Genomic DNA, 15,545 nt, shown 5'->3' with positions numbered 1-15,545 from the left:
GGGGCGGTGCCGTTCGGGGCTCGGCGCCCCGGACGGAGACCGCAGGTCACGACCGGGATACAGAAGTAACCGATGCGTCTTCGGACGCCACCCGGCGTGACTGCTGTGCGAGGATCGGGCCGTGGATGAGCTGAGACCCGACGACCCGTCACGTATCGGCCCCTACCGGCTTCTCGCCCGCCTCGGCGCGGGCGGCATGGGCGAGGTCTATCTGGCCCGCTCGACCGGTGGCCGCACCGTCGCCGTGAAACTGGTCCGTTCCGAGCTGGCGTCGGAGCCCGAGTTCCGCAGGCGGTTCGCGCAGGAGATCGCGTCCGCGCGGCGCGTGGGCGGCGAGTGGACCGCGCCCGTGCTGGACGCGGACACCGACGCGGCCGCGCCGTGGGTCGCCACCGGGTACGTGCCGGGGCCCTCGCTGCACGAGGTGATCGCCGGGCGTCCGGAGCCGCTGCCCGAGCGGTCGGTGCGGATCCTCGCCAACCGGCTCGCCCGGGCGCTCACGGCCGTCCACGAGGCGGGCCTCGTCCACCGCGACCTCAAGCCGGCGAACATCCTGGTGACGATCGACGGGCCGCGCGTCATCGACTTCGGCATCGCCCGCGCGCTCGACGCGGTGACCGCCGACGGCAAGCTGACCCGCACCGGGGCGGTGATCGGCTCGCCCGGCTACATGTCCCCCGAGCAGGTCCGCGGCGAACCGCTCACCGAGGCCAGCGACGTCTTCTCGCTCGGCTCGGTGCTGGCCTTCGCGGCGACCCGGCGCCAGCCGTTCAGCTCGTCGGACAGCGGGATGCACGCGGTGATGTACCGGATCGCGCAGGAGCCGCCGGACCTGTCCGGCCTGCCCGAGGGCCTGTCGGAACTCGTGCGCGACTGCCTGGCCAAGGATCCCGCCGCCCGGCCGACGCCCGCCGGTCTGGTGGAGCGCACGGCCGCCGACGCGGCGAGCGCGGACACCGAGCCGTGGCTGCCGGCCGGTCTGATCGCGGAACTGGGCCGCAGGGCGGCCCGGTTGCTGGACTCGGAGGCACCGGGCACCCGGGCCGTCCCCGCGCCTCCGGCCGCACCGCCGACCGTGCCGCCGATGCCCGTCACCGGGCCGCCCGCGGCCACCCCGCCGCCGCCCGGGGCGCCGCCGGTCCCGTCGGCGGCTCCGTCCTCGCCGCCGCCCTCCACCCCGCCCGCGACGCCTCCCGCGACCCCGCCGCTGCCGGCGAGCGCTCCGGCCACCCCGCAGCCCACGCCGGATCCGGTACCGCCACCCACGGCGGACCCGGTCCCGCCCGCTGCGGACCCGGCCGCCGTGGCCCCGAGGCCGGCCGCCATGAGCCCGGCCCCGCCCGCCGTGAACCCCGGCCCTCCCGCCGTGGACCCGAGCCAGGCCGCCGTGAACCCGGCACCGGCCCCCACCCCGGCCCAGACCCCCGCGCCGACGCCGGTCGCGCCGCCGCTCGGTGTGTTCGGGGACCCCGTTCCGGTGCCGGCACCGGCCCCCGCGCCCGCTCCGGCGGCCCGCAGGCGGACCCGGCTGGTCGTCGGCTCCGTCGCCCTGGTCGTCGCCCTGCTCGCCGGCGGCATCACGTACGCCGCCATGAACCTGGGCGGCGACAAGGACGACGGCAAGAACACCAGCGCCGGGGAGACGGGCGGCTCCGAGCAGCCCGCCGACGACAGCACCGAAGAGCCCGCGGGCGACCCCGCGCAGGACGAGGAGGACACCTCCTCCTCGGGCCCGGCGCCCGAGGCCTCCATCGAGGGCTCGATCGCCGACGAGTACCTGGGCACCTGGCAGGGCCAGGGCAAGGACTCCGAGGGGAACGTACGGTCGCTCCGGCGCATCACGATCACCCAGGGCGTAGAGGGCGAGGACGTCGCGACGACGTTCAACTCCTTCGAGGACGTGCTGTGCACCGGCGCCGGGAAGCTCGTCTCGTTCGGCAGCCTGATGGTGCTGGAGTCCCGCGCGGTCACCAGCATCCCCGAGTCCGGCTGCACCGACGGCGGCGAGCAGACCCTGCGCCTGGGCGACGACGGCTCGATCACCTGGACCAGCGGCGACGGCGGCGAGACCGCGATCCTCACGAGGACCGAACCGTCCGACACCCCCATCCCGGACTCCTTCCTCGGCACCTGGAAGCGCGAGGGCACCGACTCCGGCGAGAGCATGTCCCTCGTGCTGGAGCAAGGGGCCTACGGTGAGGTGGTGGCCAAGTGGACCGGTGACGGCTCCGCGTACCACTGCGAGTGGGAGAGCGTCGTGGTGGACGCCACCAGCACGGGGGTGCGGCTCGGCCCTGCGGTCGTCACGGTCGCGGAACCGGAGGACCAGTGCGAGAACGGCAACACGGAGACGTTGCGGCTCAAGAGCACCGACCGGATGACCGTGACCGTGCTCGGCGACGACCAGCCCCCGTCGACCTACCGTCGCGGGGACTGAGCGCACATCCGGCTCGGTGGGACCGCCGTGGGCGTCAGAAGAACTCCGACCACGGCTGGTCCCAGACCTGCTTGACGCAGAGGACCAGGAACAGCAGGCCGGCGACGGCGAGCATGGTGTTGCTGAGGGGACCGTTGCGCCATTCGCGGGGCGTGCGGGAGGAGTTGAGGAGCCACATCAGGGTGAGGGCGAGGAAGGGCATGAAGGCGGCGCCCAGGACGCCGTAGACGATGATCAGGCGGAAGGGCTCGTCCTGGAAGAGCAGGATCATGGGCGGGAAGGTGAGCCAGAGCAGGTAGGCGCGGAAGGCCCAGGAGCGTTCGCGGCGCCCGGAGGCCAGCTCGTCGCCGCGCGCCTCGCGCTCGCCCCGCTGCCGGGCCAGGAAGTCGGCGAACATCAGGCTCACGCCGTGCCACACGCCGATCAGGGAGGTGAAGGAGGTGGCGAAGAAGCCGATCAGGAAGAGCTTGCCGGTGGCCGTGCCGTACTCCTCCTCCAGGATGTCGCCGAGCTGCATCAGGCCCTTGTCGCCGCTCGCGATCGCGATGTTCGCCGAGTGCAGCAGCTCGGCGCCGACGAGGAGCATCGCGATGACGAAGATGCCGGTGGTGGCGTAGGCGACCCGGTTGTCCAGGCGCATCACCTTCATCCAGCCGGTGTTCGTCCAGCCCTTGGCGTTGACCCAGTAGCCGTACGCGGCCAGCGTGATGGTGCCGCCCACGCCGCCGATCAGGCCGAGGGTGTTGAGGACCGAGTCCTTCTCGTCCGGGAGGACCGGGAGGAGGCCGGCGAAGGCGTCGCCGAGGTTGGGGGTGACGCGGACCGCCAGGTAGACGGTCACGACGAACATGACGCCCACCAGGACCGTCATGACCTTCTCGAACACGTCGTACTTGTTGAACCAGACGAAGACCAGGCCGACGAGGCCGCAGGCGATGCCCCACCATTCGAGGTCCATCACGTCCGGGAAGAGGGCCTGGAGCGGCAGGGCGCTCGACGACATCGCCGCCGCGCCGTAGACGAAGCCCCAGATCACGGCGTAGACCGCGAAGAACCAGGTCGTCCAGCGGCCGAGGCTCGCCCAGCCGTCGAAGAGGGTGCGGCCGGTGGACAGGTGCCAGCGGCCGCACGCCTCCGCGAGGGAGATCTTCACCAGGCAGCCGAGGATCGCCGCCCACAGCAGGGTGTAGCCGAAGTTGCTGCCCGCGATGAGGGTGGCGACGAGGTCGCCGGCGCCGACACCGGTCGCGGCGACGACGATGCCGGGACCGATGTAGCGCCAACTGGACTTACGGGGAGCCGAGTCGACCCCGCCCGGTACGCCTACGTCTCTGGTGTTGCCCGTGGTGTCCGCCATGGGGGTCAAGAAAGCCCATGGCGGCCGGTGGGACAAGAGGGCGTGCGCGGATCTTCACCCGATGCGCCTAGTCGGCGTCGGTTCCGGTTCCGTCGCCGTCGTCCTCGCGGTCCTTCGCGCTGTCCTTCGCGCTGTCCTTCTCTTCGTCCTTCTCGTCGTCCTTCGCATCGTCCGGCTGGTCGTCCTTCTCGGACTGCGCCTCGCCGTCCTCGAAGTACGTGTCCAGGACCGCGTCCAGTGCGGTGTCCCATTCCGCGAAGCTGCTGCGGGACGGGGCCTCGACCTCGATCGGGTACCAGCGGCTGTCAGGGGTGTGGACGGTGAGCGTGTAGCGCTTGCCGAAGCGGGCGGTCTCCGTCTCCACCGCGCCGATCTCGTCCCAGCGGAACTCGCACTCCTGGTCGTCCAGGCGCAGTCGTACGCCGCTGTGGTCGGCGACGACCCGGGCACGACGGTCGGACGCCTCGAAGACGGGGCCGTCGGGGGCCGCCGGTTCCTCGGGGGCGGAATCCTCCTCCACCTCCGGTTCCGGCTCCGGGACCGTGTCCTCCGGTTCCTCCGGCTTCGCCGTCGCGTCCTCCTCCCGGCCGGACGCGGGCGAGGTGAGCCCGGGGATGAATGCCGGATCGAATCCGGCGCCTTCCAGGGGCTGGCTGCTCGAACCTATGCGCTGCTCCACACCGCAGGAGTATGGTCGACAAACCTGTGTCGGACACAGCCAGCCCCCAACTTCGTTATAAGACGCCTACACGGGCACCACGGCTCACACGACGAGACTGAGCGCGGCGGCGACCACGAACCCGGCCACCGACAGCACGCTCTCCAGCACCGTCCACGTCTTGAGCGTGTCCCGCTCGCTGATGCCGAAGTACTTGGCGACCATCCAGAAGCCTCCGTCGTTGACGTGCGAGGCGAAGATCGAGCCCGCCGAGATGGCCATGATGACCAGCGCGACGAACGCCTGCGAGTGGTCCCCCTCGGCCAGCAGCGGGGCCACGATGCCCGCCGTCGTCACGATCGCCACGGTCGCCGAGCCCTGCGCGACCCGCAGCACCACGGAGATCAGGTACGAGAGGACGATCACCGGCAGGCCGACGTCGTTGAAGGTGTCCGAGAGGGCCTGGGCGACCCCGCTGGCCTTGAGGACGGCGCCGAAGACGCCGCCCGCGCCGACCACCAGCAGGATGTTGCCGACCGGCTTGAGGGAGGACGTGGAGACGGTCTCCAGGGACTTGCGGGACCAGCCGCGCCGGATGCCCAGCAGGTAGTACGCGAGGAACAGGGCGAGGGTGAGCGCCACGAACGGGTGGCCGAAGAACTCGATCACCGAGCGGAGGGTGGAGGGGTCCAGCGCGATCGAGGAGAAGGTGGCCGCGAGGATCAGCAGGAGGGGCGTACCGATGATGCCGAGGACCGTGCCGAGCGGCACCGGCGCCTCCCGCGGTTCGACCCCGGAGGCGCGCTGCTCGGCGACGACGGCGTCCTTGGCCTCCTGGGCGGCCTCGACCATGTCCTGCGGTACGGCGACGAAGATGCGCTTGCCGATCCAGGCGGAGTAGACCCAGGCGGCGGCGACGGCCGGCAGGCCGCAGACGACGCCCATGAGGATGACCCAGCCGAGGTCGACGTGGAGCAGTCCGGCGGCGGCCACCGGGCCGGGGTGCGGGGGCAGGAAGGCGTGGGTGACCGAGAGGCCGGCGAGCAGGGGGAGGCAGTAGAGCAGGATCGACTTGCCGGAGCGCTTGGCGGCGGCGTACACGATCGGCGCGAGGACGAAGATGCCGACGTCGAAGAAGACCGGGATGCCGAAGATCAGACCGGTGAGGCCCATCGCGAGCGGGGCTCGCTTCTCGCCGAACAGGCCGAGCAGCCGGCCCGCCAGGACCTCCGCGCCGCCGCTGACTTCGAGGATCGCGCCGAGCATGGTGCCCAGGCCGATGATGATCGCGACATGGCCGAGGATGCCGCCCATCCCCGACTCGATGGTGGACACCGCGTCCGAACGCTGGACCGTGCCGAAGAGTTCGGTGACCGACAGACCCGCCATCAGGCCGACGGCTATGGAGACGGCGAGCAGCGCGACGAACGGCTGGAGCCGGACCTTGATGATCAGGAAGAGGAGCAGCGCGATGCCGATGGCGGCGACGGTCAGCAGACCCGCCGTGCCGTCGAGGAGGAGGAGCAGTCCTCCGGTGTGCGGTGGTGTCTCCGCCGGTGCGGAGGCGGCGAGCGGGAGGAGCGGGTGGGACATGCGGGGGTCCTCTGGCTAAGTGCACGGTGCTTTCGGGCAGGGGGGATCGCGGCACGGCGTCCCAGGGGGTACGGGACGCCGTGCCGTGGCGACGTACGGCGGTGAGGGGGAGGGGGGAGGGAAGGGCGCGGGTCAGCCGAGGACGGCGAGCGCGTCGATCTCGATGAGGAGGCCGGCCGGGAGACCGACGTAGACGGTCGTGCGGGCGGCGGGCGGCTGGGTGAGGCCCTGCTCCTCGAAGTAGGTGTTGTAGAGGTCGTTCATCTCCGCGAAGTGGTCCACGTCGGTGAGGTAGACGCGGATCATCATCACGTCGTCCCAGCTCGCGCCGCCCTCTTCGAGGATCGCCTTGACGTTGGCGAGGGTCTGGAGGGTCTGCTCGCGCAGGGTGGGACCGGCGGGCGTGGGCGGCTTGCCCTCCTCGGCGGGCAGGAACCCGACCTGGCCGGCGACCTGGAGGATGTTGCCCTTGCGGACTCCGTGGGAGAACTTCGCGGGCGGGGTGGTGTGGGTCGTGGGGGTGAGCGCGGTCTTCTCGGTCATGCGGGGGTGTCCTTCACTGGGGTTCTGCCGGAGTACTCGCCGCTGATCGCGTCCGCCGTACGGCGCACCAGCGGGAGCAGGGTGAGGAGTTCGTCGGCGGTGACGACGACGTTCGGCGCGGAGACCGACATCGCGGCGACCACCTTGCCGTCGGCGCCGCGGATCGGCGCGGCGACGCAGTTGATGGACTCCTCGTGGCCGCCGAGGTCGGTGGCCCAGCCCTGTTCGCGCACCTTGGCCAGTTCCTGGAGGAACGCGGTGGCGTTGGGTGTCGAACGGGACGTGTACATGGGGTAGTCGAGCTTCTCCGCGAGGGGGCGGCGCTCGTGGTCGGGCAGGTCGGCGAGGAGGAGCTTGGCGACGGCCGCGACGGTGATGGCCACGGGTTTGCCGATGCGTGAGTACATGCGGACCGGGTAGCGGCTCTCGACCTTGTCGATGTAGAGGACCTCGTTCTCCTCGTACACGGCGAGGTGGACGGTGTGTCCGCACTTCTCGTTGAGGCGTACGAGGTGGGCGTGGGCGATCTCGCGGACGTCGAGGTTCTCCATCGCCTCCTGGGCGAGGGCGAAGAGGCGGGCGCCGAGGCGGTAGCGCTGGTCGGACTGGCGGTAGACCAGGCCGTGCTCGTGGAGGGTGCGGAGGAGGCGGAGGGCGGTGGATTTGTGCACGCCCAGGCGGTCGGCGACCTGGCCGAGGTCGGCGGGGCCTTCTGCGAGCAGGGGGAGGATGCTCAGGGCTCGGTCTACGGTCTGGCTCATGGGGTGCGTGCCTCCTTCTCGGCCCTCTCGTCTTCATCGGCTTGTGTCCAGCCGGGGCCGAGTCGCAGTCTCCCCCACGCGGTGTCGTCCAGGGCGACCAGGCGGTCGGCGAGGGCGCGGGGCGGGGGTGGGGCGAGGTCGCCGGGGGTGGTGAGGGTGGCTGCGGCCATGAGGTGGCCGTGGCGCAGGCGGTCGCGCAGGGGGAGGTCCCGGAGGGTTGCGGAGAGGAAGCCTGCGGCGAAGGCGTCGCCGGCGCCGGTGGTTGCGACTACGTCGACTTTGAGGGCGGGGGCGGTTGTGGCCGGGCGGGGGGTGGTCGCGCTGCCCGGCGCTTGCGGGGTGCCGTCCGCGCCCGCCCTCCCCCACTCTCGGCTTCGCTCGAGCGGGGGGACCCCCATCGCCCCAGCGGCACGACTGCCCGCGGGGAGGCGGGTACGACTGCCCGCAGTCGGGCCAAAGGCCACGGCCCCGCGCGCTCCCTGTTTGACCACCAGGGTGTCCGGTTCCGGGAGGACTTCGCGGATGTGGGACGGGCCGCCCGTGATGCCCCAGGCCTCCTCTGCCTCGTCCTCTCCCACGAAGACGATGTCCGCGCCGCGTGCCAGGTCCAGGAGGACCTCGGGGCCGTGGGTGTCGCGCCACAGGGCCGGGCGGTGGTTCACGTCGAAGGAGATCAGGGGGCGGTCGGGGTGGGGGGCGGTCAGTTCCCGGATCAGGGTCAGGCAGTCGGTGGAGAGTGCCGGTGTGATGCCTGACAGGTGCAGGACGCGTCCCGCGCGGACCGCCTCCAGGTCGAGGTCCGCGGCCGTCATCGCGGAGGCCGCCGAGCCCGCGCGGTAGTACGCGACCTCGTGGGCGTCCGTGGCGCGGTCGCCGGCCGTGCGGAAGTAGATGCCGGTCGGGCGGGTCGGGTCGCGGCGGACGTGCGACACGTCGACGCCGTATCCGCCGATCGCCTCGACGAGGTGGTCGCCGAAGCCGTCGGCGCCCACCCGGCTGATCCACCGGGTGCTGTGGCCCGCCGCCGCGAGCACGCACGCCACGTTCGACTCCGCGCCGCCGATGCCCCGGTCGAAGGACGGCACGTCGGCGAGGCGGCCCGGCCGGGAGGGCAGGAACGTCACCATGGACTCGCCGAGCGCGACAACGTCCACGGCGTGGCTCCTTCTCTTCTGCGGGTGAGGCGGTCTCCGTTGACCGCACGTGGCCGAGATGTTAGACAGCGGTAAGCGATATACGCAACGAGTGTTGCAAGAAATGCAACACTGCTGATCAGGGAGGTTCCGATGGTCCTCGACGCTCTCGCCCGCCTCACCGAGGAACGGGTCGACCACCGCTTCAAGGGCCTCCCGCCGGACGCCGAGGGGCTGACCGTCGGCGAGCTGGCCGCGCAGCGCCGCAACCTCTTCACCGGCGGCTTCACCACGCCCGTGCTCGCGCTCTCCGCCGAGCGCCTGGAGCACAACCTGAAGCTGATGGAGACGTACTCCGCCCGGCACGGACTCGCCTTCGCGCCGCACGGCAAGACGTCCATGGCCCCGCAGCTCTTCCAGCGGCAGATCGAGCACGGGGCGTGGGGCATCACGCTCGCGGTTCCGCATCAGGTGCGGGTGGCGCGGGCGTACGGGATCCGGCGGGTCTTCCTCGCCAATGAGCTGGTCGACGCGGCGGCCCTGCGCTGGGTCGCGGCCGAGCTGGACGCCGATCCGGACTTCCGGTTCATCTGCTACGTCGACTCCGTGCGCGGGGTGGAGCTGATGGACGCGGCGCTCACCGCGAGCGACGCCTCACGCCCCGTGGACGTCGTCGTCGAGCTCGCCGCCGGTGAGGGGGCCCGCACCGGTGTGCGGACGGAGGCCGAGTGCTCCGCCGTCGCCGACGCCGTGGCCGGTGCCCGGGGACTGCGGCTGGTCGGGGTCGCCGGCTACGAGGGCGAGGTCCCGCGGGCGGACCCGGAGCGGGTGCACGCCTGGCTGCGGCGGCTGGTGTCGCTCGCCGTGGACTTCGACAAGGCGGGGCGGTTCGCGGGGCTCGACGAGATCGTGGTGAGCGCGGGCGGCAGCGCCTGGTTCGACGCGGTGGCGGACGTCTTCGCCGAGGTCCCGGAGCTGTCCGCGCCCGTGCTGAAGCTGCTGCGCTCGGGGGCGTACGTCTCGCACGACGACGGCCACTACCGCAAGCTGACCCCCTTCAACCGGGTCCCGGAGGAGGGTGCGCTGGAGCCGGCGTTCCGGCTGTGGACGCAGGTGGTGTCGCGGCCGTCCGCCGAGCAGGCGTTCGCCAACGCGGGCAAGCGGGACGCGGCCTACGACCTCGATCTGCCGTTCGCCCAGGTGGTCCGCCGGGACGGGAGCGAGCGCCCGGCCACCGGGATCTCCGTGACCGGGCTGTCCGACCAGCACGCGTGGCTGCGTACCACCGGGGAGGCCGATCTGGAGGTGGGAGACTGGGTGGGGCTCGGGCTGTCCCACCCGTGCACGTCGTTCGACAAGTGGGTGCTCATCCCCGTGGCGGAGGCGGACGGCACGGTGGTCGACTACATCCGTACGTTCTTCTAGGAGGCCCGCATGGAAGAGCTCGTCATCCGGGACGCGGACGTCGTCGACGGCTCCGGTGACCATTCGTACCGCGCGGACGTGGTCGTGGACGGCGGTCGCATCGTCTCGATCGTGAAGGAGGCGGCGGACGCGGGCTGTCAGCGCCCGAAGGCCCGCCGTGAACTGGACGCCGAGGGGCTGGTGCTGGCGCCCGGCTTCATCGACATGCACGCCCACAGCGACCTGGCGCTGCTGCGCGACCCCGACCACAGTGCCAAGGCCGCGCAGGGCGTCACCCTCGAAGTCCTGGGCCAGGACGGGCTGTCGTACGCGCCGGTCGACGACCGGACGCTGGGCGAGGTACGCCGGGCGATCGCCGGGTGGAACGGCTCGGGCGACGACATCGACTTCGACTGGCGGTCGGTGGGCGAGTACCTGGACCGGCTCGACCGGGGCATCGCGGTCAACGCCGCGTATCTGATCCCGCAGGGCACGGTCCGCGCACTCGCCGTCGGCTGGGAGGACCGGGAGGCGACGCCCGAAGAGCTGGACCGGATGCGGCGGTTGGTCGCGGAGGGCATGGAACAGGGCGCGGTCGGCATGTCGTCGGGGCTGACGTACACGCCGGGCATGTACGCCAAGGACGCCGAACTCACCGAGCTGTGCCGGGTGGTGGCGTCGTACGGCGGCTACTACTGCCCGCACCACCGCTCCTACGGCGCCGGGGCGCTGGAGGCGTACGAGGAGATGGTGGCGCTGACGCGGGAGGCGGACTGCCCGCTGCACCTCGCGCACGCCACGATGAACTTCGGCGTGAACAAGGGCCGGGCGCCCGAGTTGCTGTCCCTCCTCGACGACGCGCTCGACGCCGGCGCCGACATCACCCTCGACACCTACCCGTACACCCCCGGCTGCACCACCCTCGTGGCGCTGCTGCCGAGCTGGGCGAGCGAGGGCGGGCCGGAGGAGATCCTGCGGCGGCTCGCGGACGACGGGACCGCCGAGCGGATCCGGCACCACATGGAGGTCACCGGCTCGGACGGCTGCCACGGGGTGCCGGTGGAGTGGGAGACCATCGAGATCTCGGGCGTCGGCGACCCGGCGCTGGGCGAGTACGTGGGCCGTACGGTCCTGGAGTCGGCGCGGGCGCGCGGCGAGTCGCCGTGGGTGGTGGCGCGGGAGCTGCTGCTGAAGGACAGGCTCGCCCCGACGATCCTCCAGCACGTCGGCCACGAGGAGAACGTACGGGCGATCATGCGGCACCGGGTGCACACCGGCGGCTCGGACGGCATCCTGCAGGGTGCGAAGCCGCACCCGCGCGCGTACGGGACGTTCCCGCACTACCTCGGGCACTACGTACGGGAGTTGGGGGTGCTGTCGCTGGAGGAGTGCGTCGCGCACCTGACCTCGCGCCCGGCGGCGCGGCTGCGGCTGCCGGACCGGGGGCTGGTCCGCGAGGGGTACAAGGCGGACCTGGTGCTGTTCGATCCGGGGACGGTGGCCGCGGGGTCGACCTTCGCCGCGCCGCGGACGCTTCCGACGGGCATTCCGTACGTGCTGGTCGACGGGCGGTTCGTGATCGAGGACGGGCGGCGCACGGACGTACTGGCGGGGCGGGCGGTCCGCAGGACTCCCCGCTGACCGCCCGCCCTCCCCACCGGCCGCTTACGGCTTGGGGACCGCGCAGCCGCTCGCGCTCAGGTCGAGCCTGTTGTCCGCGCCGAAGCAGGCGGGGAACAGGTAGGTCTGCTGGGCGTAGTTGATGCCCTGGCGGACCGTGACCTGCCCGTTCTCGTCGACCTCGCACGGGTTGTTGACCGTGCAGCGCTCGCCGTCCTCGTTGCCGGTGTTGTTGACGGCGACCACCTGGCCGGTGGCGCTGTCGACGACCGGTGAGCCGGAGGTGCCGCCGATGGTGTTACAGGCGGAGGTGTAACGGACCGAGTCCTTCCAGGTCCAGTTCCCCTCCTTCATGCGGTACGCGAACCCGTCGACGGAGCAGTTGTAGATCCGCTTCCAGTAGCCGGACACCACGCTGATGGACGTGCCGGCCGCCGGGCGGGTGGCGCTCAGGGGCAGTGCGTCGATGCCGTACGCGCTCTTGATCCGCGCGTACGTCGTGCTCAGCCGGTAGATCGCGGCGTCCGTGTCGGTCATGGTCGCGTAGACGAGCCGGTCGGCGCGCAGGGTGGCGACCCTGGAGCCGGCGGAGTTCAGCAGTCCGAAGGTGCGGCTGGACGCCCGGTCGACGAGGACCTGGCCGGGTGCGGGGAAGCCGCTCTCCAGGCAGTGGCCGTTGGTGAGGACGAGCGCCGGGTCGTCGTCCGCCGAGCCGGGCATGCGGACGACGGAGCCGGAACAGTTGCTGAGCGAGACGGTGCCGGCGAAGTCCACCGCGCCCTCCTCGGGCGCGGTGAGTCCGGACAGGGTGTCCGCCGCGGTCCCGACCACGCCGTTGACGACATCCGTCAGCGTGGTCGGGGCCGCGTCCGTGGTCGTGTCCGCGCCCGTGGGGGAAGGCTCGGCGGCGACCGCGGGGATCGCGCCCGCCCCGGCGAGGGCCAGGGCACAGAGCGCGACGACGAGAGGTTTTCTCATGGGGGTCCCCTCTTGCGGCGTCGGGCGGCCGGAGGACTTCCGGCCGCCCACGTATTTGTCATGCGCATTGTCAGCATGCGGACGACGAGGGGGCAAGCACTTGTTTCCAGCCGGTAACTCCGTCACGGCGGAACGGACGCCGCGGTCCCGGCCCGCGCCGACGGCGCCGGGCATGCGCGCCCGGCGGGCCGGCCGGTCCACCGGGCGCCGACACACCCGCCCGCGTCCGGACTCCCGCCCGAACCCCGCTCCTACCTGGTCTTCTTCGGCCCTCGGCCCCGGCCCCGCCCCTCTTCGGCGTTGCCCGGACCAGACTGGCCCGAGCCCGTGGAGGCGGAGGGGGCCGCCGTGGGGAGGGTCGGTGTGGAGGTGGTGGAGGCGTCGGCCGACGCCCCGGACGAGGCCCCGTCGGCCTCGCGGTCCTCGCCGGAACCGCTCGCACTCGGGGAGCCCTGACCGGCGGAGGGGCCGCCGGCGTCGGCCGGCCCCTCGGCGGGGCCGGACGCGTCCGGCCCCGAGGAAGCCGCCCCGGACTCCCCCGCCGTCGGCCCCGTGCGGCCGTCCCCGCCCTCGGCGCCGCCGGACGGCGAACCCGAGAAGGCGAACCCGGCGATCAGCGCCGCCACCGACACCACGCCCACCGCTCCCGCCGCCACCACGGCGCGGCGCGAGCGCCGGGGCGCGGCCTTGCGGCGCCCGCGCCGGCCCGGTCCATGGCGCGAACCGCCGGCACGGGACCGCCCGGGGGCACTTCCCGCGCCGTCTCCCGCGGGACGGACCGTGCCGTCCTCCGGCAAAGGCATCCCGGTGTCGTACACCGGGTCCGTCCCCCCGCCCCCCGGAGGGGGCGCCGCGCCTCCTTCCGGCGAGCCCGGTCCGGCGCCCGCCACGGGCGGCAGCTCGCGTGTCTCGTCGTACGCGTTCTGCCAGCCGTGGGCGGTCGCGGGGTCGGTGCAGGCGTCGTACGCCGGGGCCGGAGCGGTCTGCGGGAGGTACACGACCGGCGGGCCCTGGGGGGCCCGATCGTCGTACCCACCGTCGGCGTACGGAGGAGGGCTGGACATGGCGGCGCATTGCAGGGACGTGAGGGTGCGCCGGGACAGTCGGCGGACATATCGCTCGAAACGACGCGTCTCACGTGGCGGAAAACACGGCCCGGAGGGCCATACCGGGCCGTAAGCTCCCAGCATGCAGGTGATCCAGTCGACCAAGCTCGCCAACGTCTGTTACGAGATCCGGGGCCCGGTGCTCGAGGAGGCGATGCGGCTGGAAGCGGCCGGTCACCGCATCCTCAAGCTGAACACCGGCAACCCGGCGGCGTTCGGCTTCGAGTGCCCGCCCGAGATCCTGGAGGACATCCTCCGCAACGTGTCGACGGCGCACGGCTACGGCGACGCCAAGGGCCTGCTGGCCGCGCGCCGGGCGGTGGTCATGCACAACCAGACCCTCGGCATCGAGACCGACGTCGAGCACGTCTTCATCGGCAACGGCGTCTCCGAGCTGATCGTGATGGCGATGCAGGGGCTGCTGGACGACGGCGACGAGGTGCTCGTCCCCGCGCCCGACTACCCGCTGTGGACGGCTGCCGTCTCCCTCTCCGGCGGTACGGCGGTGCACTACCGCTGCGACGAGCAGTCGGACTGGATGCCGGACCTCGCCGACGTGGAGCGCAAGGTCACCGACCGCACCAAGGCGATCGTGATCATCAACCCGAACAACCCGACCGGCGCGGTCTACGACGAGGCGGTCATCAAGGGCCTCACCGACATCGCCCGCCGCCACAACCTGCTGGTCTGCTCGGACGAGATCTACGACAAGATCCTCTACGACGACGCGAAGCACATCCCGACCGCCTCCGTCGCCCCCGATCTGCTCACCCTCACCTTCAACGGCATGTCGAAGGCGTACCGGGTGGCCGGCTACCGGGTGGGCTGGATGTCGGTCTCGGGGCCGCGCGCCCACGCCGACTCCTACATCGAGGGCCTGACGATCCTGGCGAACATGCGCCTGTGCGCGAACATGCCGGGGCAGCACGGGGTGGTCGCGGCGCTCAGCGGACGCCAGACGATCAACGAGCTGGTGCTGCCGGGCGGACGGCTGCGCGAGCAGCGGGACACGGCGTACGAGCTGCTGACCCAGATCCCCGGCGTGAGCTGTGTGAAGCCGAAGGGGGCGCTGTACCTCTTCCCGCGGCTCGACCCGGACGTCTTCAAGATCAAGGACGACCGGCGGATGGTCCTGGACCTGCTGCGCCGCGAGAAGATCATGGTCGTGCAGGGCACCGGCTTCAACTGGCCGGAACCGGACCACTTCCGGGTGGTGACCCTGCCGTCGGTCACCGACCTGCGGGACGCGGTCGGGCGGATCGCCCGCTTCCTGGACGGTTACAGCCAGCCCTGAGGCCTACGCGCGCGGGCGTCTGCGCGCGGGCGGCCTTTTCACGAACAGCCTTTTCGCGAAGGGCCTTTTTACGAACGACTCAACTTTAGACTGAATCTAAGCTAGGATGGTTTCCTGTTACACCACAGGAGGCCATCCATGTACGAGCCGATCCGTGCCAAGTCGGTCCACAGCACGATGGCCGGCACCCCCCACGACTTCCCCCACCGGTCCCGTGAGGAAGAGCTGGACATCCAGCTCGCGGGGCACCTCGCCGCGCTGCTCGCCGTCACCGACGAGCTGCGCGTGGCGGCGCCCTCGGCCGATCTGGACACCGCGGCCGAGCGGCTCGCCGGGCAGGTGGCCCGCCTGCGGGGAGGACGTACGCCGGCCCGCGCGTCGGCGACCACGACGGGCCGCGAGCCGAACGCGGCGGCCCTGCACCGGCGGGCGCACGCGCTCGCCGGCCGCGCCCTGGTCGTCGCCGCCTCCCGCGCCGACACGGCGGCGGCGATCCTCGCCGCCGAGCGGATGGACGCGCACACCGCGGCCCTGCAGCCGCGCACCCTCGCGTCCTCCCACTGAGCCCCCACGGGGGCTCCCCCCGACGGCCCCGGTCCGCGTGCACCCGCAGCGACGCGCGGACCGGGCGCCACACTTCCTCTCGTCGAGCCGCCCGGCC

Annotated in this window: 13 protein-coding genes; 5 read left to right on the top strand and 8 right to left on the bottom strand. The window is 72.3% G+C overall.

The window, feature by feature from the left end; translation table 11 throughout:
• The first annotated feature begins 121 nt into the window (after positions 1 to 121).
• On the top strand, positions 122 to 2,437 hold the full coding sequence (locus tag AMK33_RS08765; RefSeq protein WP_073932207.1) for a serine/threonine-protein kinase: 2,316 nt from the start codon (positions 122 to 124) through the stop codon (positions 2,435 to 2,437).
• A 34-nt stretch (positions 2,438 to 2,471) separates the two neighbouring features.
• Here AMK33_RS08765 and AMK33_RS08760 read toward each other — a convergent pair whose 3' ends face one another.
• From AMK33_RS08760 to AMK33_RS08735, 6 genes are all read right to left on the bottom strand, one after another.
• On the bottom strand, positions 2,472 to 3,794 hold the full coding sequence (locus AMK33_RS08760; RefSeq protein WP_073932206.1) for an Nramp family divalent metal transporter: 1,323 nt from the start codon (positions 3,792 to 3,794) through the stop codon (positions 2,472 to 2,474).
• Between the two features lie 67 nt (positions 3,795 to 3,861).
• Positions 3,862 to 4,473, bottom strand: a complete 612-nt coding sequence (locus AMK33_RS08755; protein WP_073932205.1) for a hypothetical protein — start codon at positions 4,471 to 4,473, stop codon at positions 3,862 to 3,864.
• A gap of 84 nt (positions 4,474 to 4,557) precedes the next feature.
• Positions 4,558 to 6,045, bottom strand: coding sequence for a GntP family permease (locus tag AMK33_RS08750; protein ID WP_073932204.1), 1,488 nt, complete (start codon positions 6,043 to 6,045; stop codon positions 4,558 to 4,560).
• Between the two features lie 132 nt (positions 6,046 to 6,177).
• Entirely contained in the window at positions 6,178 to 6,588 is a 411-nt protein-coding gene (locus AMK33_RS08745) for a RidA family protein (protein ID WP_073932203.1), read from the bottom strand.
• A complete protein-coding gene (locus AMK33_RS08740) occupies positions 6,585 to 7,349 on the bottom strand; it encodes an IclR family transcriptional regulator (RefSeq protein WP_073932202.1) in 765 nt (254 codons plus the stop codon). The genes AMK33_RS08745 and AMK33_RS08740 overlap by 4 nt, the downstream gene beginning before the upstream one ends.
• Entirely contained in the window at positions 7,346 to 8,476 is a 1,131-nt protein-coding gene (locus tag AMK33_RS08735) for a sugar kinase (RefSeq protein ID WP_235618035.1), read from the bottom strand. The genes AMK33_RS08740 and AMK33_RS08735 overlap by 4 nt, the downstream gene beginning before the upstream one ends.
• 159 nt (positions 8,477 to 8,635) lie before the next feature.
• Here AMK33_RS08735 and AMK33_RS08730 point away from each other — a divergent pair, with 159 nt between their 5' ends.
• Positions 8,636 to 9,907, top strand: coding sequence for an amino acid deaminase (locus AMK33_RS08730; RefSeq protein WP_073932200.1), 1,272 nt, complete (start codon positions 8,636 to 8,638; stop codon positions 9,905 to 9,907).
• Positions 9,908 to 9,916: 9 nt separating this feature from the next.
• Positions 9,917 to 11,527: an N-acyl-D-amino-acid deacylase family protein gene (locus tag AMK33_RS08725; protein WP_073932199.1), complete on the top strand. Its 1,611-nt coding sequence runs from the start codon at positions 9,917 to 9,919 to the stop codon at positions 11,525 to 11,527.
• Positions 11,528 to 11,551: 24 nt separating this feature from the next.
• On the opposite strand, the gene AMK33_RS08720 is transcribed toward AMK33_RS08725, so the two are convergent.
• Positions 11,552 to 12,484 (bottom strand): S1 family peptidase, encoded by a 933-nt coding sequence (locus tag AMK33_RS08720; protein ID WP_073932198.1) that lies wholly within the window; start codon positions 12,482 to 12,484, stop codon positions 11,552 to 11,554.
• 251 nt (positions 12,485 to 12,735) lie between these two features.
• Positions 12,736 to 13,548: a hypothetical protein gene (locus tag AMK33_RS08715; protein ID WP_073932197.1), complete on the bottom strand. Its 813-nt coding sequence runs from the start codon at positions 13,546 to 13,548 to the stop codon at positions 12,736 to 12,738.
• A 124-nt stretch (positions 13,549 to 13,672) separates the two neighbouring features.
• Between AMK33_RS08715 and AMK33_RS08710 the strand changes: the two genes are divergently transcribed.
• Together AMK33_RS08710 and AMK33_RS08705 are read left to right on the top strand one after the other, a co-directional pair.
• The gene (locus tag AMK33_RS08710; RefSeq protein WP_073932196.1) at positions 13,673 to 14,884 is read left to right on the top strand and encodes a pyridoxal phosphate-dependent aminotransferase; all 1,212 of its coding nucleotides are present in this window, start codon (positions 13,673 to 13,675) and stop codon (positions 14,882 to 14,884) included.
• 138 nt (positions 14,885 to 15,022) lie between these two features.
• The gene (locus AMK33_RS08705) at positions 15,023 to 15,448 is read left to right on the top strand and encodes an SCO4983 family protein (RefSeq protein ID WP_073932195.1); all 426 of its coding nucleotides are present in this window, start codon (positions 15,023 to 15,025) and stop codon (positions 15,446 to 15,448) included.
• The last annotated feature ends 97 nt before the right edge of the window (positions 15,449 to 15,545 follow it).

The organism is Streptomyces sp. CB02400, from assembly GCF_001905725.1.
Classification (GTDB): Bacteria; Actinomycetota; Actinomycetes; order Streptomycetales; family Streptomycetaceae; genus Streptomyces; species Streptomyces atrovirens.
Note: the sequence above shows the minus strand (reverse complement) of the source record. Positions and strands in the feature narration are given on the sequence as shown.